At 51.2% G+C, this 26,935-nt stretch carries 23 protein-coding genes, 1 tRNA gene and 1 pseudogene; 15 read left to right on the top strand and 10 right to left on the bottom strand.

All coding sequences use genetic code 11. The features are described 5' to 3' along the window. The first annotated feature begins 246 nt into the window (after positions 1 to 246). The 12 genes from PPRO_RS09545 to PPRO_RS09490 all read left to right on the top strand — a co-directional run bounded on the left by PPRO_RS09545 (position 247) and on the right by PPRO_RS09490 (position 12,647). On the top strand, positions 247 to 1,584 hold the full coding sequence (locus PPRO_RS09545; protein WP_011735801.1) for an aldehyde dehydrogenase family protein: 1,338 nt from the start codon (positions 247 to 249) through the stop codon (positions 1,582 to 1,584). 691 nt (positions 1,585 to 2,275) lie between these two features. Then, the gene (locus PPRO_RS09540) at positions 2,276 to 2,509 is read left to right on the top strand and encodes a hypothetical protein (protein ID WP_041532237.1); all 234 of its coding nucleotides are present in this window, start codon (positions 2,276 to 2,278) and stop codon (positions 2,507 to 2,509) included. Between the two features lie 67 nt (positions 2,510 to 2,576). Next, positions 2,577 to 2,864: a hypothetical protein gene (locus PPRO_RS09535; RefSeq protein WP_011735798.1), complete on the top strand. Its 288-nt coding sequence runs from the start codon at positions 2,577 to 2,579 to the stop codon at positions 2,862 to 2,864. A gap of 124 nt (positions 2,865 to 2,988) precedes the next feature. Beyond that, positions 2,989 to 3,076 (top strand) — tRNA-Ser (locus tag PPRO_RS09530). A gap of 261 nt (positions 3,077 to 3,337) precedes the next feature. Beyond that, positions 3,338 to 3,946: a TetR/AcrR family transcriptional regulator gene (locus PPRO_RS09525; RefSeq protein WP_011733941.1), complete on the top strand. Its 609-nt coding sequence runs from the start codon at positions 3,338 to 3,340 to the stop codon at positions 3,944 to 3,946. Then, positions 3,943 to 5,094, top strand: coding sequence for an efflux RND transporter periplasmic adaptor subunit (locus tag PPRO_RS09520; protein ID WP_011733940.1), 1,152 nt, complete (start codon positions 3,943 to 3,945; stop codon positions 5,092 to 5,094). The genes PPRO_RS09525 and PPRO_RS09520 overlap by 4 nt, the downstream gene beginning before the upstream one ends. Further along, entirely contained in the window at positions 5,091 to 6,296 is a 1,206-nt protein-coding gene (locus tag PPRO_RS09515; protein ID WP_011733939.1) for an ABC transporter permease, read from the top strand. Before PPRO_RS09520 ends, PPRO_RS09515 begins: the two co-directional genes overlap by 4 nt. A 1-nt stretch (position 6,297) precedes the next feature. Then, on the top strand, positions 6,298 to 7,008 hold the full coding sequence (locus PPRO_RS09510; protein WP_011733938.1) for an ABC transporter ATP-binding protein: 711 nt from the start codon (positions 6,298 to 6,300) through the stop codon (positions 7,006 to 7,008). A gap of 28 nt (positions 7,009 to 7,036) precedes the next feature. Next, positions 7,037 to 7,510, top strand: a complete 474-nt coding sequence (locus PPRO_RS09505; protein WP_011733937.1) for a cytochrome c — start codon at positions 7,037 to 7,039, stop codon at positions 7,508 to 7,510. Further along, entirely contained in the window at positions 7,497 to 8,984 is a 1,488-nt protein-coding gene (locus PPRO_RS09500; protein WP_011733936.1) for an efflux transporter outer membrane subunit, read from the top strand. The genes PPRO_RS09505 and PPRO_RS09500 overlap by 14 nt, the downstream gene beginning before the upstream one ends. 130 nt (positions 8,985 to 9,114) lie before the next feature. After that, positions 9,115 to 9,672 (top strand): recombinase family protein, encoded by a 558-nt coding sequence (locus tag PPRO_RS09495; RefSeq protein WP_001162010.1) that lies wholly within the window; start codon positions 9,115 to 9,117, stop codon positions 9,670 to 9,672. A 2-nt stretch (positions 9,673 to 9,674) separates the two neighbouring features. Further along, positions 9,675 to 12,647, top strand: a complete 2,973-nt coding sequence (locus PPRO_RS09490) for a Tn3 family transposase (protein WP_011733935.1) — start codon at positions 9,675 to 9,677, stop codon at positions 12,645 to 12,647. A 240-nt stretch (positions 12,648 to 12,887) separates the two neighbouring features. Here PPRO_RS09490 and PPRO_RS09485 read toward each other — a convergent pair whose 3' ends face one another. From PPRO_RS09485 to PPRO_RS09460, 7 genes and pseudogenes are all read right to left on the bottom strand, one after another. Continuing rightward, the gene (locus tag PPRO_RS09485) at positions 12,888 to 13,154 is read right to left on the bottom strand and encodes an HU family DNA-binding protein (protein ID WP_011735797.1); all 267 of its coding nucleotides are present in this window, start codon (positions 13,152 to 13,154) and stop codon (positions 12,888 to 12,890) included. 194 nt (positions 13,155 to 13,348) lie between these two features. Further along, positions 13,349 to 14,285, bottom strand: a pseudogene (locus PPRO_RS21725) (DMT family transporter). Positions 14,286 to 14,387: 102 nt separating this feature from the next. After that, a complete protein-coding gene (locus PPRO_RS19500; RefSeq protein WP_198138255.1) occupies positions 14,388 to 17,318 on the bottom strand; it encodes a PAS domain S-box protein in 2,931 nt (976 codons plus the stop codon). Positions 17,319 to 17,368: 50 nt separating this feature from the next. After that, positions 17,369 to 17,539 carry a PocR ligand-binding domain-containing protein gene (locus tag PPRO_RS21850; protein WP_083761221.1) on the bottom strand — a complete coding sequence of 57 codons (171 nt, stop codon included), beginning with the start codon at positions 17,537 to 17,539 and terminating at the stop codon, positions 17,369 to 17,371. Between the two features lie 260 nt (positions 17,540 to 17,799). Continuing rightward, entirely contained in the window at positions 17,800 to 18,606 is an 807-nt protein-coding gene (locus tag PPRO_RS09470; protein ID WP_011735795.1) for an arylamine N-acetyltransferase family protein, read from the bottom strand. A gap of 571 nt (positions 18,607 to 19,177) precedes the next feature. Then, entirely contained in the window at positions 19,178 to 19,603 is a 426-nt protein-coding gene (locus tag PPRO_RS09465; RefSeq protein ID WP_011735794.1) for a ParB/Srx family N-terminal domain-containing protein, read from the bottom strand. A 27-nt stretch (positions 19,604 to 19,630) separates the two neighbouring features. Continuing rightward, positions 19,631 to 19,954, bottom strand: coding sequence for a helix-turn-helix domain-containing protein (locus tag PPRO_RS09460; protein WP_011735793.1), 324 nt, complete (start codon positions 19,952 to 19,954; stop codon positions 19,631 to 19,633). A 244-nt stretch (positions 19,955 to 20,198) separates the two neighbouring features. Here PPRO_RS09460 and PPRO_RS09455 point away from each other — a divergent pair, with 244 nt between their 5' ends. Together PPRO_RS09455 and PPRO_RS09450 are read left to right on the top strand one after the other, a co-directional pair. Continuing rightward, complete coding sequence (locus PPRO_RS09455; protein ID WP_157039978.1) at positions 20,199 to 20,822, top strand: hypothetical protein; 624 nt, start codon at positions 20,199 to 20,201, stop codon at positions 20,820 to 20,822. A gap of 49 nt (positions 20,823 to 20,871) precedes the next feature. After that, the gene (locus PPRO_RS09450; RefSeq protein ID WP_041532235.1) at positions 20,872 to 21,729 is read left to right on the top strand and encodes a hypothetical protein; all 858 of its coding nucleotides are present in this window, start codon (positions 20,872 to 20,874) and stop codon (positions 21,727 to 21,729) included. Between the two features lie 72 nt (positions 21,730 to 21,801). On the opposite strand, the gene dinB is transcribed toward PPRO_RS09450, so the two are convergent. From dinB to lexA, 3 genes are all read right to left on the bottom strand, one after another. Next, a complete protein-coding gene (gene dinB / locus PPRO_RS09445; protein WP_011735790.1) occupies positions 21,802 to 23,037 on the bottom strand; it encodes a DNA polymerase IV in 1,236 nt (411 codons plus the stop codon). Between the two features lie 6 nt (positions 23,038 to 23,043). Further along, positions 23,044 to 23,649 carry a hypothetical protein gene (locus tag PPRO_RS09440; protein ID WP_011735789.1) on the bottom strand — a complete coding sequence of 202 codons (606 nt, stop codon included), beginning with the start codon at positions 23,647 to 23,649 and terminating at the stop codon, positions 23,044 to 23,046. A 276-nt stretch (positions 23,650 to 23,925) separates the two neighbouring features. Beyond that, positions 23,926 to 24,528 (bottom strand): transcriptional repressor LexA, encoded by a 603-nt coding sequence (lexA, locus tag PPRO_RS09430; protein WP_011735787.1) that lies wholly within the window; start codon positions 24,526 to 24,528, stop codon positions 23,926 to 23,928. Positions 24,529 to 26,458: 1,930 nt separating this feature from the next. Here lexA and PPRO_RS20150 point away from each other — a divergent pair. After that, on the top strand, positions 26,459 to 26,689 hold the full coding sequence (locus tag PPRO_RS20150; RefSeq protein WP_083761219.1) for a helix-turn-helix transcriptional regulator: 231 nt from the start codon (positions 26,459 to 26,461) through the stop codon (positions 26,687 to 26,689). Positions 26,690 to 26,935 lie beyond the last annotated feature (246 nt).

Raw genomic sequence — 26,935 nt, 5'->3', positions numbered from 1 at the left:
TTTTATGCTGATAAATAGATTGGTGTTTTATCGCCAGTTATCGTATGGTTACGCCTCATTTAAAGTAACGCAATCTGATGTTATAGTGTGAATTGTTCTATCTTATTACCTTGACACTCCGCTCTTGGTTTACTAATAAGGTACGTGATGTTAGCGCTATAGGGCAGTGTTCGCTGTTTGTTGACGTTGATTTGAACCTGCATCTGTAGGGCTTGTCGCATACCAAAAAACCAGGAGGAACAACACGTGGCCGTAGCTGAGAAAATTAATGAAATGGTGCAGAAAGCCAAAGCAGCCGTCGCAGAGTACAAGAAGCTCAACCAGGAGCAGACCGATGCTATCTGCGAAGCCATCGCCAAGGTAATCGACGCGAAAAAAGAAGAACTTGCACAGGATGCCGTAACGGAAACCCGCCTCGGTAAGGTAGCTGACAAGACCATCAAGAACTATTTCGGCTCCACGGTTATCTGGAACGACATGAAAGGTGTCAAGACCGTCGGCGTCATCAAGGACGAAAACAATATCATCGAGATCGCCGAGCCGGTTGGTGTTATTGCTGGCGTATGTCCGACCACCAACCCGACCTCCACCGTTGCCTTCAAGGTCCTCTCCGCCCTCAAATGCCGCAACGCGATCATCTTCGGCTTCCACCCCCGCGCCCAGAAGTGCTGTGAAAAAACCGCCCAGCTCTGCCTGGACGCCGCCATCAAAGCCGGCGCTCCGAAAGATTGCATCCAGTGGATCACCGAGCCTTCCGTCGAGGCTACCAACGCCCTGATGACCAACCCCGGCGTTGATGTCATCCTGGCAACCGGCGGCGGCGCCATGGTTAGGGCTGCCTACAGCTCCGGCAACCCCGCTTTCGGCGTGGGCGCAGGCGGATGCCCCGTGTATGTCGCTGCAGATGCCGACATCGACCAGGCCATGTCCGACACCGTTCTCTCCAAGAACTTCGACCACGGCGTTGTCTGCGCTTCCGAGCAGAACCTGATCTTCGACAACCCCCAGACCGCCGAGAAGGCCATTGCCAAGCTGAAAGAGCTCAAAACATACGTCTGCAACGACGATGAGAAGAAGAAACTGGAAGCTCTGTACTTCGACCACTATGTCGTCAACGGCGCCGTTGTTGGTCTGCACGCTGCCAAGATCGCTGAAATGGCCGGCTTCTCCGTACCCGCCGACACCGAAGTACTGCTGGTTGGTCCGCTGAAAGGCCTGCAGGACGTAGAGCCCATGTGCCGTGAAAAACTCTCCCCGACCCTGGGTTACTACATCGTGGACGGCAAAGACGCTGCTATCGATCTTTGTGAAAAACTGCTGCAGGGTGGTGGCGCTGGTCACACCGCTGGTATCCACTCCTCTAACGAAGCAACCTGCCTCCAGTTTGCACAGACTGTTGACGCCAACCGCGTTACCTTCAACTCCCCGACCAGCCACGGCGCCATCGGCGGCCTGTACAATGTTCTGATTCCCTCCCTGACCCTCGGTTGCGGCTCCAGGGGCAAGAACATCACCAGCGACAACGTCAGCTTCCGTAACCTGGTTAACATCAAGCGCGCTGCACGTCGTGTTGTCCAGGGCTAATCACCAGCACTGAATTAATGCGCTAACGTATCATCTGCCGTACATTCCGGCAGGCTCTCTGTTGAGCCTGCCGGATTTTTTGTCTTTCCTGTGTTCCCCTGTCAGTCAGTCTCTCCCGATTGCCGTGTTTTTTTATAGAGTAGGGCTCCCTCCCGCGCTTCAGTACCCATCGAATCATCGCGCACGGCCACGAATCCGGCAAAAAGAAACAATCAGAAACAATCAGAAACAGGCAGACCATTGCCGCACGGACGCACAGAAATCGAATGGCTTGCCAGATATGAAATATTCACCGGATGATTGAGATATGCGGTGTCAACACACTGATATGGCGCCAGTTGTATCTATGCCTAAGACGGATAGTATCTGCTTTTCAAGCCTGGACATTGTGCTGGGAACAGAAGAACGATGAAAGCGTATAAGACCCCTCCGCCGTCTGGGACTCTTGGCAATCCTGACCACTCGCCGTTTTCAAAGGGATCTTGGTTGAGTCGTTGGCGTTGACTTTGCAACTGTATGCAACAGGCGGATCGGTGCTGACCCGCCCGGAGAGTGCGTAACCGGCTTGGGGTGGGGGAGACAAAGGGTATTCAGCGTGAGTATCGGAATGCCGGTCAGTGGTCAATTGCCTAAAATGAGTGCAGAAGAGGATTGGCTGTGACAGTTGATCCGGCAACGGTGAGGAGGCGTTATGACACGTGCATCAATAGTTGAAAGTCCGGTCATATCACTACACGAGGCGGCGGCAGTTCTGAACACCACCATGACCAGGGTCCTGATGATGATGAAGAGCGGGGCGCTGGAGGGGGAATATGTTGATGGTGTGTGGGAGATAAACAGGGAGTCTGTCCGTAACTGCCCTGTACCCCAGGGGCTGCCACACAGCAAGGTTAATTGCGGTGGCTGTCGCGGCTGCGGTTCCTGAGCGCGTCATACCGACCAGTCTGCCCCTTACCAGACATGCTGCAGACAGATTTGACCGAGGAGGATGTATGGGAATTCATATCCAGCCGTCGGATTTACAGTTTAAATACCCGCGTGACGTGATCAACAGGGAGCAGCCCAAGTTCCGCGGCAAGCCTGACGCTTCTCCCTTCAACCGAAACGACCTGTATGAACTGTTGCCCATGTTTCATGCGGTCATGGATGAACTGGAGTCGAATGACGGAAAAGTCCTCCACCTGGTCGAGGAAATACTCAACACCATGCCCGGTTTTGTAAGTACCCGGGAGGAGACGTTCGACTATCTGGTGGGAAGCGTCAGGGAGATGATGGGGTAGTCATTTGGCTGCTGGGAATGGGATGGCTTATTGTGCGCGGCAGAATAGGGCCGGATTCGACGCTGTTTCGATCATCCGGGGTTGAATTTTCAGCAAGAATGGGGTAAGGTGCTTTTCCGCTCACGGAGAGGTGTCCGAGTGGTCGATGGTGCCTGACTCGAAATCAGGTGTACGGAAACGTACCTAGGGTTCGAATCCCTACCTCTCCGCCACAAAATCAAAGAGTTACAGCTAATAGCTGTAACTCTTTTTTTGTTAATACGTTTGCCGTATCCTCTCGCGTATCCTCTGATGGTTGTGCTTGGATGCAACAGAATGGAACAATCTATCTGGGGACGTCTCAGAAAACGGAAAATAAAGCACGTTAAGCCCATTGCAGACTCTAGATATTGACGAGTACGTCGGGTTTTCTCTTGTTTGAGTTGCCTCTTGTGGTAAGATAGTAATCATTTACTATCTTACAAGGAGTGCTCGTGGACACCCATCCAAAGCATCTGCCGGCCGATGAACGTCGTGCCGTAACTGTCGAGTCCGTCGTGGCGCTTGCCGGTTCACAAAACCCAAGCGAGATAACCACTGCGGCTATCGCTAAACACATGAACTTGACCCAGGGTGCGCTGTTTCGGCACTTCCCGAACAAGGAAGCCATTTGGCAGGCGGTCATGGAGTGGGTAGCAGAGCGCCTATTAGCCAGAATCGATCGATCCGCACAAGGAATCGATTCGCCCTTGGCAGCCATGGAGGCGATGTTCATGAGTCATATCGAATTCGTAGCTGAGCACCCAGGCGTGCCAAGAATGATGTTTGGTGAGCTTCAGCGTGCCGAATCGACACCGGCCAAGCGCATGGTGCAAACCTTGATTCAGCGCTACGGCGAACGTTTGCATCGTCTCATCGAGAAAGGCAAGGCCAGCGGCGAGTTGTCTCCCTCGCTTGACAACGAGGCGGCGGCAACGCTGTTCATTGGCACGATCCAGGGCTTGGTCATGCAATCGCTGTTGGCGGGTGATGTGGGACGTATGCACCGCGATGCGCCGCGCGTCTTTGCAATTTATCGGCGTGGCATAAGGAGTGCGCAATGAAAAAGTTACCCTTGCAAGGCCGCACCCTGGCGCTGCTTGCCGTCATCATTCCTTTGCTGGTGCTTTTTATTTATGTCGGTCTGCGATCAGGGCCGCTCGCCCCGGTCGCTGTGACGGTGGCAAGCGTGGAATCACGGGCTATCACACCGGCGCTGTTCGGCATCGGCACGGTGGAGGCGCGCTACACCTACAAGATCGGGCCGACGTTTGCCGGGCGCGTCAAACGCCTGGAGGTGCATGTAGGCGACCAGGTCAAGGCCGGACAGGTGCTCGGCGAGATGGATCCGGTCGACCTCGATGATCGGGTGCGCTCACAGGAGTCGGCATTCAAGCGTGCGGAAGCGGCTTTGCGCGAGGCAGAAGCCCGGCAAGCCTACGCGCAAACCCAGGCGCGCCGCTATGAGCAATTGTTTGCGGTGCGCTCGACCAGCGAGGAAATCGTCACCACCAAGCGGCAGGAACTGCAGATCGCCGATGCCGCCCTATCCGCCGCTCGGGAAGATATTGCCCGGGCACGCTCCGACCGCGAAGGACTCGTCGCGCAGCGGAGCAATCTGCGCCTGATCGCGCCGGTCGACGGTGTAGTCGCCGTGCGCGATGCCGATCCCGGCACGACCATCGTCGCAGGCCAGGCCGTGGTGGAAGTGATCGACCCCAAGAGTTTGTGGATCAATGTGCGCTTCGACCAGATCAGCGCATCGGGGCTGGCTGGGGGGCTGCCGGCTCGTATCGTCCTGCGTTCGCGTGGCGGCCAGACGTTGAATGGTCGCGTGCTGCGGGTGGAACCCAAGGCCGACGCGGTAACCGAGGAAACGCTCGCCAAGGTGACATTCGATAACAAACCAGAACCTTTGCCACCGGTGGGTGAACTGGGCGAAGTCACAGTTGACTTGCCGGCGCTCCCGGCCGCTCCACTGATCCCCAACTCTGCCGTCCAGCGTGAGGGCGACAAAGTCGGGGTCTGGCAAATCGTGGATGGTGATCTGCGTTTCTCCCCGGTCAAGCTCGGCACTTCCGACCTCAATGGTTACGTGCAGGTGCGCGAAGGGCTCAAGAATGGGGACCAGGTTGTGACCTATAGCGAAAAGGCACTGACGGCGCGCAGCCGCATCCATGTGGTCGACCACATCCCAGGAGTGTCACGATGATCAGCCTGGCCGGCCGCGACATTCTCCATGCCTGGGGAAAGTTCGTCTTCACTGGCATCGGTCTGGGTCTGCTGATCGGCGTCACCCTGGTCATGGCCGGGGTGTACCGGGGCATGGTGGACGACGGCAAGGCGCTGCTCGACAACAGTGGCGCCGACCTTTGGGTGGTGCAAAAGGACACTCTGGGTCCTTATGCGGAGTCGTCCAGCCTCAACGATGACGTGTATCGCGCCATCCTCGCCATGCCGGGAGTCGCCCAGGCAGCGAACGTGACCTACCTGACCATGCAGGTACGCAAGGGCGAGAGTGATGTACGCACCATGGTGGTCGGCATCGCGCCCGGCGCGTTGGGGGCTACACCCGGATGGCCTCCTTATCTCGTCGCTGGACGCCAGATCACGCGCGGTCACTACGAGGCGGTGGCCGACATCGCCACCGGCTTCAAACTGGGAGATCGTCTTGCCATTCGCCGAAATCATTACACCGTCGTTGGGCTTACACGGCGCATGGTGTCGTCCAGCGGCGACCCGATGGTATTCATTCCGCTCAAGGATGCCCAAGAGGCTCAGTTCCTCAAGGACAACGACGCCATTTGGCAAAGCCGGCGTCGCACCGAAGCCAACCCGGCTTTCAATCGACCCGGTGTTCCAGGTTTGCTGGATGCCGTGATTGCTTCACAGAGCACCAACGCGTTCGTCAATGCAGTACTGGTCACACTGAAACCTGGCCATACGCCGGACGAGGTTGCCGAATCCATCCGGCGCTGGAAGCGTTTGACGGTCTACACCCGGGCACAGATGGAAGACATCCTCGTCGGCAAGTTGATCGCCACCTCGGCCAAGCAGATCGGCATGTTCTTAGTGATTCTGGCCATCGTTAGCGCGGCCATCGTTGCCTTCATCATCTATTCGCTGACGATGGACAAAATCCGCGAGATCGCGGTGTTGAAGCTCATCGGCACACGCAACCGAACCATCGCCGCGATGATCATGCAGCAGGCGCTCGCCCTGGGCGTGATTGGTTTCGTGGTCGGCAAGATCACAGCCACTTTCTCAGCGCCCCTGTTTCCCAAGTACGTACTGTTGATGCCGTTCGACTCCATCGCCGGTTTTTTCGCCGTGCTCGTGATCTGCGTTCTAGCCAGCATCGTCGCCATTCGCATGGCACTCAAGGTCGATCCGGCCGAAGCCATTGGAGGTTGAGATGAGTGGCAAAGGCATTCGCATCGAAGGTTTGAGAAAACGTTATGGCGAGGGGGATACCGCGGTCGATGCCTTGAAAGGCGTGGACATGCAGGTGGCACCCGGCGAGGTGGTTGGCCTGATTGGCCCTTCCGGGTCCGGCAAGAGCACGCTGCTCAAATGTCTGGGCGCAGTGATTGATCCGACCGCCGGGCGCATGACGCTGGGTGATGAAGTGATCTACGACGATGGCTGGAAAGTCCGCGACTTGCGCGCCTTGCGGCGCGACAAGATCGGTTTCGTTTTCCAAGCACCATACCTGATTCCGTTTCTCGATGTCACCGACAACGTGGCGCTGCTGCCGATGCTTGCAGGCGTCGCGAATGGAGAGTCGCGCGCGAAGGCACTGGAATTGCTCACGGCGCTTGATGTGCAACACCGAGCTCGCGCGATGCCCTCGCAACTCTCCGGTGGCGAGCAGCAACGGGTTGCCATCGCGCGCGGATTGGTCAATCGTCCCCCGGTGATCCTGGCCGATGAACCCACTGCGCCGCTGGATTCCGAGCGCGCCATGGCTGTGATCCGCATCCTCAATGACATGGCTCGGAAGTTCGAGACCGCCATCATCGTCGTCACCCATGACGAAAAGATCATCCCCACTTTCAAGCGCATCTACCACATCCGCGACGGTGTGACCCATGAGGAAGCTGGCGAAGGGCGGGAGTTCGAATGAGAGAACGATTGAATTACAGGAGAATTTCATGACCCACCGCAAACACAGCCACGCATTTGGAACTATCACCCTGACCGTTACGGCCTGCCTGCTTTTATGGGGTTTTCAGTTGCCCGCTTGGGCTGGTGACGCTACCCAGATTGAGCCACTGGCGCTACGCAAGATCATGCAGGAACTCGGGCGCAACATGCAGGCTATTACCGGTGCGATTTCGCAGGAGGAATGGGTTCAGGTCGTTCAGCTCGCCCCAAAAGTTGCTGCACACCCCGAGCCACCGCTTACTGAAAAAATGCGCATCCTTGCTTACCTCGGCGCTGATGCGACCAAGTTCAGAAACTTTGACGCGCAGACTCACGAGGCGGCGCTGGCCATGAAGCTGGCTGCTGCGAGCAGCGACGGCAAGGCGGTGATCCAATCATTCGCCCACGTGCAGGAAAGCTGCTTGGGCTGCCACCAAGCTTTCCGTAAACCTTTCGTGGAGCATTTTTATGGAGCACGCTAAAACATGCCAGCGCCCCATCAGCCTCGAAAGACGGCTTGCGGCAACTTACCTAGTAGCTGGTCTGGTCACCGCCGGTCTGGCCGGCTGCGCCGCCGGCCCTGATTTTCAGCGTCCCACCGCACCCGATGTGGCTCGCTACACTGCAACACCGGTAGCTGATAGAACCGCGTCCGCTCCCACGCAGTTCGGCGAAACACAACGTCTAGTCGAAGGGCTTCCGATCGAAACGCAATGGTGGCAAAGCTTGGGTTCATCCGCACTCGACGGACTGATCAACGAAGCTTTCCATGTCAGCCCGACGCTGGCGAGCATCAGCGCCAATTTGCGACAGGCGCAGGAGCTTCTTGCCGCACAGGCGGGCTCGACGCAATATCCACAGGTAGATGTCGCACTGGGATCTCAGCGCCAGCAAATGAGTCCCAGTAGCCAAGGGTTGAGCGGAGACGCACGTCAATTCAGCCTCTACAACGCCAGCGTTGGCGTGCATTACAACCTCGATCTGGCTGGCGGCAACCGGCGCGCACTCGAAGCCTTGGCTGCTCGCGCCGACTACCGTCGCTTCGAACTGAATGCTGCGCGCCTGGCCCTTGCCGGCAATATGGCAACCGCTGCCATTACCCGAGCACGCCTCGCCGCGCAACTAGAAGCCACTACTGCCATTTTGCGCGTGCAGGATGAGCAACTGCGCCTAGCCCATGAACGCGTGCGTATCGGTCAGGCCTCACCTGATGAAGCGTTAAGCCTACAAGCTCAGGCGGAGCAAACGCGGGCAGAACTGCCTGCGCTGCGTAAACAACTGCAACAAACCGAACATCTACTGGCGGTGCTAGCCGGTCGTGCCCCAGGCACGGGTGGCATCCCGGCCTTCACTCTGGCCGATTTCACTCTGCCCGTCGAGATGCCGCTCGTCGTGCCCTCAGAACTGGTGCGCCGCCGACCGGATATCCAGGCGTCAGAGGCGCTGTTGCATGCGGCCAATGCAGACTATGGTGTGGCTATCGCCAAGCTCTACCCACAGATCAACCTGAGCGCCAACCTTGGCTCTCAAGCGCTGACCACCGGTGCCCTGTTCGGTGGTGGCTCGGCAGTGTGGGGCCTGGTTGCGCAGCTCACCCAACCTCTTTTTAATCCAGGGCTACCCGCTGAAAAAAGAGCGGCGCTCGCCGCTTTTGATGCCGCCGCAGCCAATTACCAGAGCGTCGTGTTGGAGTCTTTGCGTAACGTCGCCGACACCCTGCGCGCGGTGGAAAGCGATGCACAAACTTTGACTGCCCTCGCTGCCGCTGATATGGCTGCACAGGCCTCCTTGCAGTCGGTCGAGCGGCAATACCGGCTGGGCGCGGCCAGCTACCTGCAACTGCTCATCGCGCAGCAACAGGCACAGTCAATCCGGATCAATATGGTTGCGGCCCAGGCACAACGCCTAGTCGATAGTGTTGCTTTATATCAGGCCCTGGGAGGTGGTGTCAGTTAAGGCTATACCCTAACCTGATGTCAGATGTTGAGCACAAACAACGTCAGAGTAGGGTATTAATTTATATTTATTGACACATTCAGCCAAGGGTAATAGATCTCATCCTGACATTTTTACCTTTGGAGGCATCTTGCAAGGTCAACGTATCGGCTACGTTCGCGTCAGCAGCTTCGACCAGAATCCTGATCGACAACTGGAACAAATAGAAGTCGGCAAGGTATTCACCGATAAGGCTTCAGGCAAGGACACACAACGTCCCGAACTTGAAAGGCTGCTGGCCTTCGTCCGCGAGGGCGACACCGTGGTGGTGCATAGCATGGACAGGTTGGCACGCAACCTTGATGACCTGCGCCGCATCGTCCAAGGGCTGACACAACGGGGCGTGCGCATGGAGTTCGTCAAAGAAGGGCTAACGTTCACCGGCGAGGACTCACCGATGGCCAATCTGATGCTGTCGGTCATGGGAGCCTTTGCTGAGTTCGAGCGCGCTCTGATCCGCGAACGTCAGCGCGAGGGAATCGTGCTGGCTAAGCAGCGCGGGGCCTACCGGGGACGAAAGAAATCGCTGAACAGCGAACAAATTGCCGAGTTGAAACGGCGAGTTGCGGCAGGCGACCAGAAAACCTTGGTGGCCCGTGACTTCGGCATCAGCCGTGAAACCTTGTACCAGTACCTGCGGGAAGACTGACCATGCCACGCCGCTCAATCCTGTCCGCCACCGAGCGCGAAAGTCTGCTGACACTGCCAGATGCCAAAGACGAACTGATACGGCACTACACGTTCAACGAAACCGACCTGTCGGTGATCCGTCAGCGTCGCGGCGCCGCGAATCGATTGGGCTTCGCCGTGCAGCTTTGCTACTTGCGATTCCCTGGCATCTTCTTGGGCGTCGATGATCCTCCATTTCCGCCCCTGCTGCGCATGGTGGCCGCACAACTCAAGGTGCCGGTGGAAAGCTGGAACCATTACGGCCAGCGCGAGCAGACACGGCGGGAGCACTTGGTCGAGCTGCAAACGGTGTTTGGATTCAAGCCCTTCACCATGAGTCATTACCGGCAAGCCGTGCATACATTGACCGAACTGGCCTTGCAAACAGACAAAGGCATTGTGCTGGCCAGCACCCTTGTTGAAAACCTGCGGCGGCAGAGCATCATCCTACCCGCCATGAATGCCATCGAGCGCGCAAGCGCCGAGGCCATTACCCGTGCCAACCGAAGCATCCATGCGGCATTGGCCGATTCCTTGATACCTGTCCATCGCCAGCGCCTGGACGAACTGCTCAAGCGCAAGGATGGTAGCAAAATGACGTGGCTAGCGTGGCTGCGCCAATCGCCCGCCAAGCCGAACTCGCGCCACATGCTTGAACACATCGAACGCCTCAAAGCCTGGCAGGCGCTTGACCTACCTGCTGGCATCGAACGGCAGGTACACCAAAACCGCTTGCTCAAGATCGCCCGCGAAGGCGGCCAGATGACGCCCGCCGACCTGGCCAAGTTCGAGTCGCAGCGGCGTTACGCCACCTTGGTAGCACTGGCCATCGAGGGCATGGCCACCGTCACTGATGAAATCATCGACCTTCACGACCGTATCATCGGCAAGCTGTTCAATGCGGCCAAGAACAAGCATCAACAGCAGTTCCAGGCTTCCGGCAAGGCGATCAACGACAAGGTGCGGATGTATGGGCGCATCGGTCAGGCGCTGATTGAAGCCAAACAAAGCGGCGGCGATCCGTTCGCCGCCATCGAAGCGGTCATGCCGTGGGACACCTTCGCCGCCAGCGTCACCGAGGCGCAAACGCTGGCGCGGCCTGCCGATTTTGATTTCCTGCACCATATCGGCGAGAGTTACGCCACGCTGCGCCGCTATGCGCCGCAGTTCCTGGACGTGCTCAAACTGCGCGCCGCGCCCACCGCCAAGGGTGTGCTCGATGCCATCGACGTGCTGCGCGGCATGAACAGCGACAGCGCGCGCAAGGTGCCCGCCGATGCGCCAACCGCATTCATCAAGCCGCGCTGGGCAAAGCTGGTTCTGACCGACGAGGGTATTGACCGGCGTTACTACGAGTTATGCGCCCTGTCGGAGCTGAAGAACGCACTGCGCTCTGGTGATGTTTGGGTGCAGGGTTCGCGCCAGTTCAAGGACTTCGACGAATACCTGGTGCCGATCGAGAAGTTCGCCACCCTGAAGCTGGCCAGCGAATTGCCACTGGCCGTGGCCACCGACTGCGACCAATATCTGCATGACCGACTGGAATTATTGGAGGCGCAACTCGCCACAGTCAACCGCATGGCGGCGACCAACGACTTACCGGACGCCATCATCACCACTGCATCGGGCCTGAAGATCACGCCGCTGGACGCAGCGGTGCCAGACGCCGCGCAAGCCTTGATTGACCAGTCGGCGATGTTGCTGCCGCACCTCAAGATCACCGAGTTGCTGATGGAGGTCGATGAATGGACGGGCTTCACGCGCCACTTCACACACCTGAAGACCGGCGACACGGCCAAGGACAAAACCTTGCTGATGACGACGATTCTGGCTGATGGTATCAATCTTGGGCTCACCAAGATGGCCGAGTCCTGCCCTGGCACCACCTACGCCAAGCTGTCTTGGCTGCAAGCCTGGCACGTTCGCGACGAAACCTATTCGACGGCGCTGGCCGAGCTGGTGAACGCACAGTTTCGACAACCCTTCGCCGGAAACTGGGGCGACGGCACCACGTCATCGTCGGACGGCCAGAACTTCCGAACCGGCAGCAAGGCAGAGAGCACCGGGCATATCAATCCGAAGTATGGAAGTAGCCCTGGGCGGACGTTCTATACCCATATCTCCGACCAATACGCGCCCTTCAGCGCCAAGGTGGTCAACGTCGGCTTGCGCGACTCGACCTATGTGCTCGATGGCCTGCTGTACCACGAGTCTGACTTGCGTATCGAGGAACACTACACCGACACGGCGGGCTTCACCGATCATGTGTTCGGCCTGATGCACTTTCTGGGATTCCGGTTCGCGCCGCGCATCCGCGACCTGGGCGACACCAAGCTGTTCATTCCCAAGGGCGATACTGCCTACGATGCACTCAAGCCGATGATTAGCAGCGACAGGCTGAACATCAAGGCTATTCGCGCTCATTGGGATGAAATCCTACGGCTGGCCACTTCGATCAAGCAGGGCACGGTGACGGCCTCGCTGATGCTGCGCAAGCTCGGCAGCTATCCGCGCCAAAACGGCTTGGCCGTCGCCCTGCGCGAGCTGGGGCGCATCGAGCGCACGCTGTTCATTCTGGATTGGCTGCAAAGCGTGGAGCTGCGCCGCCGCGTCCATGCGGGGCTGAATAAGGGCGAGGCGCGCAACGCGCTGGCCAGGGCGGTCTTCTTCTACCGATTGGGTGAAATCCGCGACCGCAGTTTTGAGCAGCAGCGCTACCGGGCCAGCGGCCTCAATCTGGTGACGGCGGCCATCGTGTTGTGGAACACGGTCTATCTGGAGCGTGCCACCAGTGCTTTGCGTGCCCACGGCAAGGCGCTGGACGACACGTTGCTGCAATATCTGTCCCCGCTGGGGTGGGAGCATATCAACCTGACCGGCGATTACCTATGGCGCAGCAGTGCCAAGGTCGGTGCGGGGAAGTTCAGGCCATTGCGACCGCTGCCACCGGCTTAGCGTGCTTTATTTTCCGTTTTCTGAGACGACCCCTATCTTATCCCACCGAAAGAACTGATGTGAATCCAACCGGCGTTCCCCGGAACGTCCCCGAACATTTAATGGATTGGTTGGGCGCATTACTTAATCTGGCTTATACTCCCAAGAAGGGAGTACAATTCTCTCCAAATATTTAAAAATGTTTTGAGAACAGTTAGCGCGAAGTTAAGCCAAACCTCACAGGTCTGGCTTTTTTTATGGTTACAGGTTCTTGAGATTCTTACCGGCCGTGAACTTACCTGACTTGGATGCTGCAATCTGAATCTCTGCGCCTGTCTGCGGATTGCGACCAGTGCGAGCTGCACGCTCTGAAACACCGAATGTGCCGAAGCCCGGAAAAGTAATCTTATCACCGGCCTTCAGTAGGTCAGTAGTGACCTTCAGGAACGCCTCAACGGTCTCTGCCGCAACATTTTTAGGCACATCAAGCTCAGCTGCTATTGCTGCTACGAATTCTGCTTTCGTCATGGCCTCTCCTTTAATTGGTGTTGGGTTGGATAATTATCACATTTTTGAATGATTGTCAGTCGCGTATTCCGGTCAATCCGACCATAGAAACTGATGTAATGGCACCCGGTGTTCCACTGGCAATCCGACCGTTGTTCCGGCGAATACGACCTTGGTCATTTATCACATGGGCCAGTTGATCTCTCGGATGGTTTTCAGCTTTGCTTCGCCACGTTTCTGATCGCGTGTTTCAACCATCCATAGCCGCTCACCAGTACGATCCCTGCGATGACAAGCATTGCCCCAGCCAGGAAGCTCGGATCAAGGGGTTCATGTAACAGCCACACCCCGAAAGCTATACCGAAGAGTGGCGTCATGAACGAGAAAACGCCTAGCCGGGAAGCCAAATAATTGCGCAGCAGCCAGAACCAGATCAGAAAGCTTGCAAAGGATACCACCAGTGACTGGAACAAAAGGCTTCCCCAAGCGAGACGGGTTTGGTGGAAGCCGGTCTGACCCAACACGATAGCCGCCAACATCAGCAGGATGAATGCACCGACCAACTGATAGAGCAATGTTTGGGTGGCTGAAGCTCTGGAGAGACTTGAGCAGCGTATCACTACGGTTGTCGCACCCCATGCAATCCCTGCGAGGAGAGCAAGGAAGTCTCCCCACAAGTAGTTTGATGCTGATCCGCTCATTGGTTGCGGACTCCGTAAAAAAAAACGCTATGACAATACCGGTGAAAGCCAGCAAAATTCCCAGCCATTGAAAAGGCTGCAGCCGTTCCACTTTCAATTTCCAATGAAGTCCAATGGCGGCAAAAACTGGAGCGGTGTACAGGAAGACCACCGTGTGGGAGGCACTGGTATAACGCAACCCTTCGCCAACAAACAGGAATTCGAGCGCGAACAAAAAACCTACGAGCAGCCCAGGACGCCAAGTACCATCGCCTAAGGACATCCGCTCTCCACGGAACAACATCAGCAGGCCTACCAGTATCGCAGCAACGCCTGAACGCAATGCTATCAGCAAGAGTGGTGCAATATCCTGAGCTGCTGCCTTCAGTACGACCTGCTGCAAGCCCCAGGTCATGCAGAGACAAATCATTAATCCCATTGCTTTCGCGTCAATCGCTTTGCGGGTATCTATTATTGCCTCCTTAGGCAGTCGGAAGGAATCAAATCCACTTATTCTTGGACCTGTCAACCCAAGTGTGTAAATGACTTTTCCGGTTCTTCTTTACAAAGCATATCATGACTTTTTATCCAGCACTTCCCTCACCTTGGTTGCCAAAGCAGGCAACGAAAACGGCTTCTGAATGAAATTTACTCCCTCATCAAGCACACCGTGCTGTGTAATAGCATCGGCAGTGTATCCGGACATATAGAGACACTTGAGCTGAGGATATAGGGACTGCAGCTTATTGGACAACTCCTTACCATTCGTTTCTGGCATGATAACGTCAGTGATGAGCAAATTGATCTCGCTGGAGCTTTCTTTAGCCATGCTTATAGCTTCGGCTGGAGTGTTTGCAGATAATACTGTGTAGCCCTGCTTGCTCAGTATCATTGAAACCATATTCAAAATTGCCAATTCGTCTTCCACCAGTAAAATTGTCTCCGAGCCTACTGGAGCATGTATCGCCATGCCTTCTTTTTTATTTTGAACTGATTTGCCGACATACCTGGGGAGATGGATTGTGAACGTTGTGCCCTGTCCTGGTTCACTATAAATATTGATGAATCCGTTGTTCTGTTTAACAATTCCATAAACTGTTGCAAGGCCAAGGCCAGTCCCCTCTCCGAGACCCTTGGTTGTGAAGAATGGCTCAAAGACTTGGGATATAGTTTCCTTATCCATGCCGCTGCCGTTGTCACTGACACTCAAGTGTACATACTCACCGGGAATCGCTTCCGGGTTATTAACACAGTAATCATTATCGATGATTTTGTTTCGAGTTTCGATGGTGATCCGTCCTACGTTCCTGATGGCATCCTTAGCGTTGACACAGAGATTTGCAAGAATCTGATCGATCTGGCTTGGATCTGCCATTATTTGCCACAGACTTGGCGCCGGAAGCCATGCGAGATGTATATTCTCTCCAATGAGTCGTTGGAGCATTTTTATCATGCCTGAAATTGTATCGTTCAAGTCCAACAGCTTGGGCGAAATCGTTTGTTTCCTGGCAAAAGCCAATAGTTGTCGGGTAAGGTCGGCGGACTGTTCAGCGGCCTTTTGAATTTCCTCCAAGAAATGCTGTCGCTTATTGGAATCTTCTTCAGATTGTGCCAAATATGTGCATCCAAGGATGACACTCAACTTATTATTGAAATCGTGAGCCACTCCACCAGCAAGACTTCCTATTGATTCCATTTTCTGAGCCTGGAAGAGTTGGGATTCGAGCAGTTTTTTATCATGGATATCTGTATGTGTTCCGGTAATGCGTATTGGCACACCGTTCAGGTCTTTCTCGACTATTTTTCCCCGAGTGTGTATCCATTTCCAGTCGCCTGACTTTGTCCTTAACCGCTGCTCAACCGCGAATATTTCGGCATTACCGTCCATATGTGCCTGAAGCTGCTCCTTTGTTATTTGCAGATCATCGGGATGAACCATGTCAGACCAGACCTTTATAATATCTTCAAGCTCATTCTCTCGATAACCCAGAATTGCGCAACCCCGTGGACTCAGATATGTGTTCCCCGTTTTTAGCTGCACATCCCATAGTCCATCATTACTTCCCTCCAAAGCGTATCTCAGCCGATTCTCGCTTTCATGTATCCGGTCTTCGGCCTTCTTGCGGTCGGTGATGTCTAAGAGAGCACCAGTCCAAAGGACATCTCCATTTTCGAGAGGTCGGGGCAACGATTGGAAACGGACCCACCTGATCGCGCCGTCAATGAGGAGGCGACCTTCCCAATTGAACTCCTCAAGAAGTACAGCAGCCTCCTCATTTTTCTTGGCAAACCCTTCCCTGTCATCGGGATAGATTAAATCTATAATCACACCTGGGTTGTTCTCAAAGGCTTCCTTTGTGGTGCCAAGAATTTTGAAAAAAGTCTCGGATGCCAATTCGACGACATGAGGAGAGTTCTTGGAACCTCGCCACGCATCATTTTTCCAGGTCTCCGGGGCAAATACACGGATTCTGTAAATGCCAGCGGGTTGGGCGTTGATAATATCCATGGAGAGGTCCCGCTCATATTGGAGGGCTTGTTCCGCCATCTTGCGGTCGGTTATGTTGCGAACGAAGGCGCATATGAGTTTTTTAGAACCGAATTGGATTAGGTTCGAAACTATTTCTACGGGGAACCGCTTACTGTCTTTCGTTAGGTGCTCAGTTTCAAATGTAAGTGTGCCTTTTTGTTGAAGTTCAGCAAAAAATTGCCGCCAAACGTCGGCATCGTAAAATGGATCAATATCAGGAATGGATAATTGCAACAATTCTTCTCTAGAATATCCAAGAGAACAGCATGCTGCTTCATTGACATCGATAATACGAGCATCAGGAGTCATCCAGAAAAGTCCATCTGAGGAGTGGTCTATTGAGAATCGGGTCAATTTCAGTGATTCTTCGGCAATCTTTCGGTCAGTGATGTCCTGAATAAAACCGGATACTTTGTGCTTTTCTCTATCAGCTCTGCCGATAGCATGAACTGTTTTGGTATTTCTTTTGGCTGTGATTATTTCCAACTCGACATCAAACGGTTCGCCATGTTCGATGGCATGTTGTACCGCATGTTCAATAGCTGAACGGGATTCCGGGGTATAGAAATTGATCCAATCGTCAATCGTTGGTTTGTATGACAATTCGACTTCATGTATACGATAGACCTCATCTGTCCAGGTCTGTTCCAATGTTTCAGTATCAAACTCCCAACCGCCAACTTTTCCGATTCTCTCGGTTGCTTCATGCAATCTGCGGATATTTAACAGAGCAGCCTCAGCTTGTTTGAGGTTGGTTTTACTTTCAAGTAATGACTTTACTTGATCCTTCAGGGCCTGCTCTGAGTCAGCAAGGCTCCTGCTGTATCGATTGATGAGGAAATACAGAAGCAGAGAGGTAAAGATGACGTAAAAGCTCCCCTTGTAGATGGCGATTTTAACCAAGATTTGCTGGTCATGAACCAACCAATCGAGAATCGTATCAGAGGTATATATCCAGAGACAGCCTACCAGCAAATATATTCCCACTATACGTAGAGTAGCTGACTGTCTATATATAAATACATTCATAGATAACCTCTGTTGTCTCTGTTTAACTTGACCCGATGGAATTGTACGCAGATATCCTGCCTTCCCACCGCAATCAGGAAGTTCTCGTCGGTATCAAGAATGGCAAAGGTCAACCCCATAAGATCATAGTGCGATTTCAACAGATTTCGCACCTGCTCAAAATCAATACGTTGATTAAACGCGTATACCCGCCCTAAATCAGTTTCTTGGGGTAGATTTAATTTTCAAAGCCTGTGAAGCAAATCCTGACTCCTGACTGTTTTGCCTGGAACGCGGATTTGCTGTAATCCATATATTCAATCGAAGAATTGTTTCCGGTATTCATGATTTTCCATTTCAGTTATCTCGCTAACGGCTTTGCGGTTGACCTGAGAGCGTAGCGAAACAGTCTATTCGCATGTTGAATCTTCGTTTTCATAGGTAAGCACTACCCTGCTTGGAGGAAGAGCCCTGAAAGGCGACTCTTCAGGTTCTTAACATCCAGATTGTCCAAACCAAAATCTCGGGATAATACCTGAATAAGTTCATCGAAGGTCGCCAATTCCCGTTCCTCCTCTCGATTTGCTCCTACACTTCGAAAAATGCGGCCACGGAGCGTAATACGTCCGTCTTCGGTTGTCAGGGCGGCAACAGGTCCCTGGGTAAAATACGAATCGGGATGAGTGGAGGTGTAATGATTGGCAGGAATATAATCCTGGACGCGAACCACACATGGGAGAAGACTGTATAGGTTCTTCCATGAATCGCCTGTCAGACGCGAAAGCATGGTTTCTGCGTTATCAGTCTTATCAAGGCGGAAACTGTCTGACGACTGATTCACTATTGCTCCGGTATTCCAAGGCAATGGCTCTCTAAGTGTGCCACCACCGAATCCAACATCGCAAAGGTAAGATTGATTTTCCACCGTCACCTTTAATGTCATATGGGTAAGTGGGGGTGACGCTGCACCGTTCGCCCAGACTCTTCCTAAAAGACGCTCCACCTTGTAGCCCATAAAATCAAGAACTTCAGCCAGCATGGTATTCAACTCAAAACAGTATCCACCCCGGCCTCGTTCAACTATTTTTGTAAATAAGGTTTCTGGGTCCAGGCTGATTTTTTGCCCCTCAAGAACCGCAAGGTTTTCAAAGGGCACGGTTTGGGTCATAGCCCTGTGAAGTGCCTGAAGGCGGTTCAGTGGAGACTCCGGAAGTGATTGAACGCCGATGCGTATGAGGAATGACTCAATATTCATGGTGGATCCTTCTAATTATAGTTCTTCACCAACGGTTTCGCACTTGACCTGACGGGCGGGGGTAGCCGCTCACCAGAACAATTCCTGCGAGGACAGCGTTGCCCCAGATAAAAAAGAGGTTCGTTTAACACCCATACCCCGAAAGATACTACGTGGAGCGGAGAACTGAAAATGAAAAAGCCCATCATTTTGGGCGATGGGCTTCTGTTAGAGTAATTATTTGATCCCTTTTTCAGGAAGTTATCCGATTCTTTGATTCGATCGGATCAATGTTGCCTTCAATTATAGATACCTGCATGTCGAGTGTATTTGATAAGAACCTCCTTTTGAGCGGTTTGTGCTGCCTTCCAACTGATTGGAATATAACATCAGGAAAATAAAAAAACAGTCTGTTCAAAATATTTTGTTTCGTATATTCTCAGCGATTGTGATGCCGCGTTTGAAAGAGAAGAACATCCGCCACAATCCCTCCTACTGCACATCAACATTCCGAATTCCATCCGGTCGCGCCATACAGGGCTGATAACTCGAAAACTTTCTGCCGGAAGCCAACCAACAATATGTTGATACATCACAATCGTTTGGCCGCCTTCAGCTTACTGTTCCAGTAATCAACGTATGCCAGATAGCCTTGTTCAGTGGTCAGGAACTGCATGTGCAGTTCCGGTCCCAACCGGTAGGCCATTAGTTTTTCTAGTCCGAGTCTCCGGGCCTTCTCCATCCTGTGATTACCGTCAATAACGTTGTAGCGGCCCGGAGCAATTTCAGCCACTATTACCGGATTGGTAATATTTACCGATTCTACGTAGTCTTCTTTCCACTTAGAGGACCCTCTGCTGAAATCACTGACCAGCACTTCTTCGCATGAGATGCCGTTGTCTGCGATAAACTGCGCCATTTTGGTGATATTGAAGACGAAGATGCCGTTCGGGTACAATTCGTCACCGTCGTCAACAGGGCATGGCGTGAATTTCTCAGTTCGGAGTTTCCGATTCAAGGACAGACCCTAACCGACATAATTGTACTAACCCTCCCGCAATGCCTCAAGTATCCGGTAAATTCTCTTCAAGTCTTTCGGCCCCAACTGCATCACTATATTCACAACTTGTTGTTGCAGATCGGCAGCAGTATTCATGTGGCCAAATTCAAAAAGATTCGGCAGTGGAGCATTCACCACCACCGCAATTTTTAAAAGCCTGTCCAGACTTGGATAACTTTTACCGAGTTCGATTCTGCTCATGTGTTTCTGATCTATACCGAGCAGCTCAGCCAGTTGTTCTTGGGTCATTCCAGCCCTTTTCCGAAGCTCCCGGATTCGTAGGCCAAGCAGTTCATTCGCAGTTCGCATCCTGATCCCTCCTGTGTGCACAGGATGACCAGCAACCGCAATAGATTGAACGTATATATAGACGTATATCAATTGACAATACGTCTGTTTGGGGCTATTAAACATTTGAGAATGCGTTTTGTCGATAAAAATAGCCCAGTGTAGATGTATGTCGCGCTTGGCGCCCACACCCTATGGTACGTAGACCATTGTCCTTGATGCTGACGGACGAATGGTGATTCCAGAAAACACAAGGAGTATGGCCGTGGCGCAAAAGAAGAATCAAGGTGGAGCCAATCTTGTTCTGATGGCAATCGGTATTGTTTTCATTCCGCTTGTCTTAACATTCGGTCTTTGGCACTACATGAGGTTGAGGGGGAAATACCTTAAATCAAAAGGGGTTAGGCGGGTTGTTGATATCTGGAATTTGGGTGTTCCATTCTACTCGTTTGCTGGAGTTGTTTTAGGAACATATATGCTGATTATCACGACTTATAGCAATTACCAGGCGTTAAGCTACGCAGTAATCATAGTCGCCTTGTACATCGGTATTAAACTGGCCCAGCGATCTGCCTCCTGCTACTTTGGCGCGGCAATCATTCCTGAATCCGGAACAGTAGTATTTCCTGAAGATATGGCTGGATATGGTATTGAAGACTACATAAAGCTCAAATTCATCAGAAACTTATCACGCATGGACGAAGTAGAATTGAATGATATAGAGAAAATCTCAAGACAATCTGGTAAACGGCTCTATATACATGGCCCCTTCGGTTCTCGCGGTATTTCTTTCACCAATAAGCAAAAGCGTGATGAGTGTATTGCTGCCATTCAGTCAGTTGCAAAAAGGAAACCCACGCTGATAAACGAATTTGAGAGTTCCAACTAATGATGTTTTCACAACCAAAACCCTATCGCATACAAGTGGAATCAACAGCATGAAGCCAGTTGGTCAAAAATATCAGAACAAACTTAAAGAGATAGCGGCACGAACCGGTATAGATTTCGCCCGGTACCGTGATCCCGTTCTTGTCGAAAAACTGGGCAATTTGCTTACAATTCAGTTTTACGCAATTAAGGCAATCTCAATTCCAGTCTTGCTATTGTTGCTGATTCACTGGGGTATAGCTGCATACGCTTTTATAACGTCAAAAAATGTCGCAGGTATTGTAATTGGATTGGGTGGTATTATACCTTCGATAGTAGTAGGTATACTTACAGGCATAGTGGTGCTCATGGGCACCATCAAGAACGATGTGAAGCAGTTATTCTCGTTATCTATTGATACCATTAGGACAATTCTTGCTGACACGAATTCAGAGATACAGAGAAGCGTTCACAGTGTCTCAGAATGTCAAAGCAATTTGCCCAAGCTGTCTGATCTGCTGCAAGGGGTAATATTCGGCATCATACTTCCGACTCTTCAGCAGATTATCGTATCCAAGTTTAAGATTGTAAGAAGACCTCTGGAGTATCTTTTTAATACAACTATTGTGGCAGTAGCAAACTCTACACTTGCCGTGCTGGATGAAAGAACCAATAACTCGGTGAATAATCACTCTGAAAAAATTGCTGTTGTTACAACTAAGGTAAGCAAGATCAGTGACGAAACTGCAAACTCCATCAACACCAGCTTTGATATGGCGGTCAAAAAACTTGAGGCTGTCAAAAACGTCATTGACTTGAAAATTGAGTCGGCAGGATCAAAGGTCATCGCACCAATAAAACTATTGATGGTAATAGGTTTGATGATTACCGTCATAGTGCTGGTAACTTGTATTAAGTTCTTATTTTAACGAGTAAATCAGTTGAATACTATTCGATACCCAAGTCTTTGTGATAGTTGCCAATCATATAAAGGCGTTAACCTATTGTACGTCCACGTTTCGTATCCCCTCCGGTCGCCATGCCGGTGAAATTACATGACTCCCCTTGTCTTCCGACTGTAGCAACGAACCGAAAGTCACCTTAAACTCACCGTAACGATCATTTACGGCATCCATCGCTTTGATAGCGTCACTCTTCTTCTGCACATCCCGGAATAACGACAACTGCTCGGCCTGGTATTTCAAATTGGACAATTTGACCCCCAGCTGACGAACCGGCTGGGGGAGTTCTGTCGTATCCAGGATAGCGACCGCCGCTTTGAAAATGTCGTCACTTAGATTGATATAGGATTTCAGGGTGTTTTGTTTGCCGAACGAGCTGTAGAAATCCGCGAATCGCACGTGCAGAGTCACTGTCTTCCCCGACACACCATATCTCCTGGCTCTCCTGCCAACCATCTCCGATAGCTGCAACAGGTACTTGAGAATATCCTCCCTCCGCTCTACATCCCTCCTCAAGGTCATGCTATGGCCAACACTCTTGACCTCATCATCTTCTTCGTTTGGGGTAACCGGGCTATCGTCAATACCCTGGCCCATCTGCTTCAACCTTGAACCGATTATGCCAAACTTACGGGTCAATCGTGATTCGTCACAGCGTCCCAACTCGCCACAGGTGTTGATATTCATGACTTTTAACTGATATTCCGTCTTCTTGCCTATGCCGCACAGCTCCTTAATCGGCATGCGTTCAAGGACTCGCGACACCTCTTCAGGTTTGATTACGGTTAATCCATCCGGTTTATGAAGGTCAGATGCGAGTTTCGCCAGCAGCTTATTGGGGGCGATCCCGATGGAGCAGGTGATACCGAAAGATTCTTTGATGCGGGCCTTCAACAAATATGCAATGCGTTCCGGGGTGCCGAAGATGGACAGGGAGTGGGTAATGTCCATCCATGCTTCATCAATTGAGAAGACTTCCACCAGTGGGGTGTATTCCTTCATCATTTCCATGATGCGTGCTGATGTGTAGGTGTATTTCTTATTGTCCCCCACGACGATGATGAGTTGGGGGCAAACTCTCAGTGCCTCCCATTTAGCCATGCCGGTCTTGACGCCAAAAGCTCGTGCTTCATAGGAGCTGGTCGTGATGACTGTCCTGCCACCTCCTCCGACCACGGCTATTGGTTTCCCCCGCAGTTCCGGGTTCGCCTGTTGCTCGACCGAAGCAAAAAACGCATTCATATCGTTGTGGATCACAATGCGCTGTTCTTCCATGGCTATTCAGTCTTGTGGGGTGGGTACAACTCCCAGGTCTGGGCCTGATCCTTGAATGAATAATCGACTTGATCGAATACGCCGTATCAGCATGGGCACGACGAACATCGCAGCTAAAATAATGTACATTGTCGTGTCAGGGTCTCGGATGTACGTGTTTAGACTCAACGTAGTGAGCGCGATGACGGCGAAATAAAGCATGTCGCCAGCGATGGCGATTGCCCATCCAGCAATGAATCCGTGACCGGCAGCATGTGCAGAGGCTCGCCCCGTCATAGGGTCAACACCGAAAGCAATCATGATGAGCCCAATCGGTCCGGCTCCCGTGCCACTAAAATGCGATACACTACGAGCAGTTGCAGCTTTCAAGACTGCACTGATACGAGCTAAAAATGCAATTTCACCGCAGATTAAAGCGATAAGGCGAAGAACCGGTTCAAAAGCAAGAGCCAGGACAATATCCGAAACCAGGTAGAGCAATGTCATAACAGGCCATGCCACGCCTTTTGCTTGAGAGAGCATGACACCGGCGGGTATTCCACCCCCGACCGGGATAAGGAAGAGTTTCAATACTGACAACATATTTGCTGCTGACGGGACTACTTCGATCATGGTGCAACATCCTGTAGAGATAGCGATAATGTCATTCTGTTCGGTGAGGGAATAACTCCCAGGTCTGGTCTAGAGCGTTGAACACCAGTTCATACAGGGCATCGTCTTCCGTCACAACAGCCCAGTGGAGCAACGGAGCATCTCCTAGCCGGTCTTTCCAGTAGTAGGTTGTCCTGGCGATCCGGTGCTGTTTACGGTTCAGCTCAAACCAGACTGGCTTTGGTTTGACTCCTGCTTGATAAACAACGGCTATGCGGATAGGGAGTCCGGCTTGCATTAGTCGATGTCGCGGACAATCTTGATGGCCTTGCCGATAATGGTAACATCTTTGGCAGAAATGACGATTACTGCAAAGTTGGTATTGCTTGGCTCTAACCGAATAAAGTCCCCCTCGCGATAAAACCTCTTCAGGGTTGCCTCGTCTTCAATTAAGGCAACGACTATATCACCGTTTTCCGCTGTTTCCTGTGGTCGAATCAAGGCAAGGTCGCCGTCCATGATGGCATCGTTAATCATGGAATCACCCTTGACCCGGAGGAAGAAGGTGCCGCCTCTGAGTTGCATCTTTTCCATCGGGTAATACCCTTCGATGCTCTCGACAGCAAGAGTCGGTATTCCGGCCTGAACCGTTCCGACAATCGGTATCTGTAAGACCTCATGCTGTTTATCACGAATTAACACAATCCTCCGTGAGCTGCCTGTATCGCGGCGGATGTGTCCTTTACGTTCCAAAGCTTCCAAGTGACTAAGGACAGCCGTATTGCCGGATACCCCAATGTAATTGCCAATATCGCGCAATGATGGGGGATACTCGTTCTGGGCAACATATCCCCTGATGAATTCAAGAACCTGCTTTTGTCGCGGAGATAGGGCTTCCATGTGTTCCTCGATGTACTTTTTAGGATACTTACCAAACGGTACAACTGCTCATTTGACTACCGTTTAGGACATGTACTAAATGGTACACTCGGGGCGATTGGAAGTCAATGGTGAACTGAAAAGAGCGGTCCAGATGAGTTATGACGGGAAGAGTTGACTGCTGCTGAGACTTCAAACATTTTCGCCGGTTCAGCTGGGTATGGTTGGTAAAGGGGCTGCAATTGGGCAGTATATTATTATCCAATCAAGCCATCCGCTCTGCGGACGTAGTCATATCTGAAAAGTTGGAGAACTCTCAATGCAACCACACTTCCGGCAATGCCATCACAAATTCAGAAAAGTAAAAACTGTAAATCAAATTGAATGCAGAACAGCCGGATAATATTTGTCCAAAAAAGTTGAAGAATTTTTGATGCAATCAACTTTGTGGCAATGCGTTATCACATTACAAAATAACGAATACTGTAAATAAATTGAATGCGCAAATGTCGGATAATATTTATCAGATAAGTTGGAGAATTTTTGATGCAATAAAGTTCAGACAGTCCCGTCACAAATTCTGAAAAGCGAATACTGTAAATAGAATTGAATGCAGAAAAGCCGAATAATATTTTCCCAAAAAAGAGCTGGTGAATTTTCGATCCGACCAACAGCTGGCATTGACGTCAAATATATCTGATAAGCGTAAACTGTAAATACAATTAAATGTAGTTGTTGTCGGGAAAATTTATCTGAAAAAGTTGGAGAATTTTCGATCTAAGCAACCTCCTGCATTGCCGTCAAACAATTCTTATCCGCTCCAATATCGTCCAGAATTAACTCCCTTCCTACTAATTCGCAGCACTATTAACAATATCCACAATTGCCTTAGCTGTTCAAAACAAGAATAAATATTGGTAGAAAAAACTCCACGCGAAAATCCACTGTATTGAGTTAATTGTTCAATAGAAATGCGAGGATAGCAACGGTGCATGCGTTAGAGGAGAAGAGTTGTATTTATGAGATGTGGAAATGGAAACTGCAAATCACAGAGCGTGGTAACGATGAATCATAAATTATATAAGCAGCGTAAATAGGATTTAAAATTAAATCAGCAAAAGCCTTGCGCGTATACAAAGGATGTTTTAACGCATCATATCGTTTTCAATGGTTAGAATACAAAAAAAGCAAATTACATGAAGCGGCAATAACTAAACTCAAATTGCATCGGAAGGTCAAACTATGAAAGAGCGTAGAATGCACAAACTTGTTAATAACTTCTGTTTGAGTATTTGACAGGTAATATCGCATGCTTTTTGAATTGTAATACTGTAAATCAGGTTGATAACAAAAATTAATAGCGAAACAGTCCGAAATAGAAATTCAATAAGATGGTTGTATCTATATGTGACCACTTTCAAAGTATAAACATTTATAGCAAATTAAATATACAGCTCTTCTGCGGTATTTATATAATATTTCATCGCTACATTTCCACACATTGCCTTCACAATTTCTAAAATTAAATCACTGAATCATCGCCAGTAAACGTTGGATCACTCCATATACAACCAATGCAGTGTATAACTTCGAATCAAATCTGTTTTTAAAAATAAAGTTTAACTCACTTTCAGAACAATTCAAACAATTATACACGCGATACCTCTCAACATCAACTTCACATATCACAAAACAAAACTTCCAATCATCACCAGTAAACTTTGGCCCACTACCGACGCCTAGCATTGACATCAATAATGTCAAAAGAGGCAATACTGTAAATAAAATGAATGTTGCTCTTGTCTGGGTAAATTATTCATAAACTACTGAGAAAAGTTGTAGATTTTTTCGAACTCCAAACCTTGCGGCAGCGGCGTAAACAAATCTCAAAATAACTAAAACTGTCAATACATACAAAGAGATGAACTAAAAATGCAAAGGAGGTTGTGCAATGAATAAATCAGTACTCAGTGCTGTTGTAAGCAATGAGATTATCCGCCCACGCGAACTGCCACGCCTAACAGGGTTGTCAAGGACAACCATTTGGCGCTTAGAAAAACACGGTGACTTCGTACCAAAAATATTTCTGACCGGTACATCGCGCGGTTATCGCCGCATAGACATTGAGCGATGGATTGAAGAACGTATTGAGAAAGGAGGTCCGCAAATGGAATCAAAATAAATCCGAGTTTAGTAATACCTTCGTACGCTCGCCCCACCTTTCTATCTTAGTTCAGTGCTCTGTCTAATTCATCAACATCCCAAGACAACATAACGCTCACACCTATCCGCAATAATAATTGCTGAATAGATGTTGGTGCATACATTGAAATATTTGCCAACGGAATATATCTAATTGCTGCGTTAGCAATAAGTTTTCCGGCAACTATACAAGAAGCATTAAACGTGCATCTCTATGTCATTCTTT

Source organism: Pelobacter propionicus DSM 2379 (assembly GCF_000015045.1).
Classification (GTDB): domain Bacteria; phylum Desulfobacterota; class Desulfuromonadia; order Geobacterales; family Pseudopelobacteraceae; genus Pseudopelobacter; species Pseudopelobacter propionicus.
The sequence above is the reverse complement of the archived record's forward strand: the minus strand, read 5'-3'. Positions and strand labels throughout refer to the sequence as shown.

Bases quoted from the DNA above. Each gene is read 5' to 3' on its own strand.
- PPRO_RS09510 (WP_011733938.1), top strand. From the start codon at position 6,298: ATGAGTGGCAAAGGCATTCGCATCGAAGGTTTGAGAAAACGTTATGGC.
- PPRO_RS09515 (WP_011733939.1), top strand. From the start codon at position 5,091: ATGATCAGCCTGGCCGGCCGCGACATTCTCCATGCCTGGGGAAAGTTC.
- PPRO_RS09520 (WP_011733940.1), top strand. From the start codon at position 3,943: ATGAAAAAGTTACCCTTGCAAGGCCGCACCCTGGCGCTGCTTGCCGTC.
- PPRO_RS09440 (WP_011735789.1), bottom strand. From the start codon at position 23,649: ATGATCGAAGTAGTCCCGTCAGCAGCAAATATGTTGTCAGTATTGAAA.
- PPRO_RS20150 (WP_083761219.1), top strand. From the start codon at position 26,459: ATGAATAAATCAGTACTCAGTGCTGTTGTAAGCAATGAGATTATCCGC.
- PPRO_RS09470 (WP_011735795.1), bottom strand. From the start codon at position 18,606: ATGAATATTGAGTCATTCCTCATACGCATCGGCGTTCAATCACTTCCG.
- PPRO_RS09485 (WP_011735797.1), bottom strand. From the start codon at position 13,154: ATGACGAAAGCAGAATTCGTAGCAGCAATAGCAGCTGAGCTTGATGTG.
- PPRO_RS09500 (WP_011733936.1), top strand. From the start codon at position 7,497: ATGGAGCACGCTAAAACATGCCAGCGCCCCATCAGCCTCGAAAGACGG.
- PPRO_RS09540 (WP_041532237.1), top strand. From the start codon at position 2,276: ATGACACGTGCATCAATAGTTGAAAGTCCGGTCATATCACTACACGAG.
- PPRO_RS09490 (WP_011733935.1), top strand. From the start codon at position 9,675: ATGCCACGCCGCTCAATCCTGTCCGCCACCGAGCGCGAAAGTCTGCTG.
- PPRO_RS09505 (WP_011733937.1), top strand. From the start codon at position 7,037: ATGACCCACCGCAAACACAGCCACGCATTTGGAACTATCACCCTGACC.
- PPRO_RS09450 (WP_041532235.1), top strand. From the start codon at position 20,872: ATGAAGCCAGTTGGTCAAAAATATCAGAACAAACTTAAAGAGATAGCG.
- PPRO_RS09460 (WP_011735793.1), bottom strand. From the start codon at position 19,954: ATGCGAACTGCGAATGAACTGCTTGGCCTACGAATCCGGGAGCTTCGG.
- PPRO_RS09535 (WP_011735798.1), top strand. From the start codon at position 2,577: ATGGGAATTCATATCCAGCCGTCGGATTTACAGTTTAAATACCCGCGT.
- dinB (WP_011735790.1), bottom strand. From the start codon at position 23,037: ATGGAAGAACAGCGCATTGTGATCCACAACGATATGAATGCGTTTTTT.
- lexA (WP_011735787.1), bottom strand. From the start codon at position 24,528: ATGGAAGCCCTATCTCCGCGACAAAAGCAGGTTCTTGAATTCATCAGG.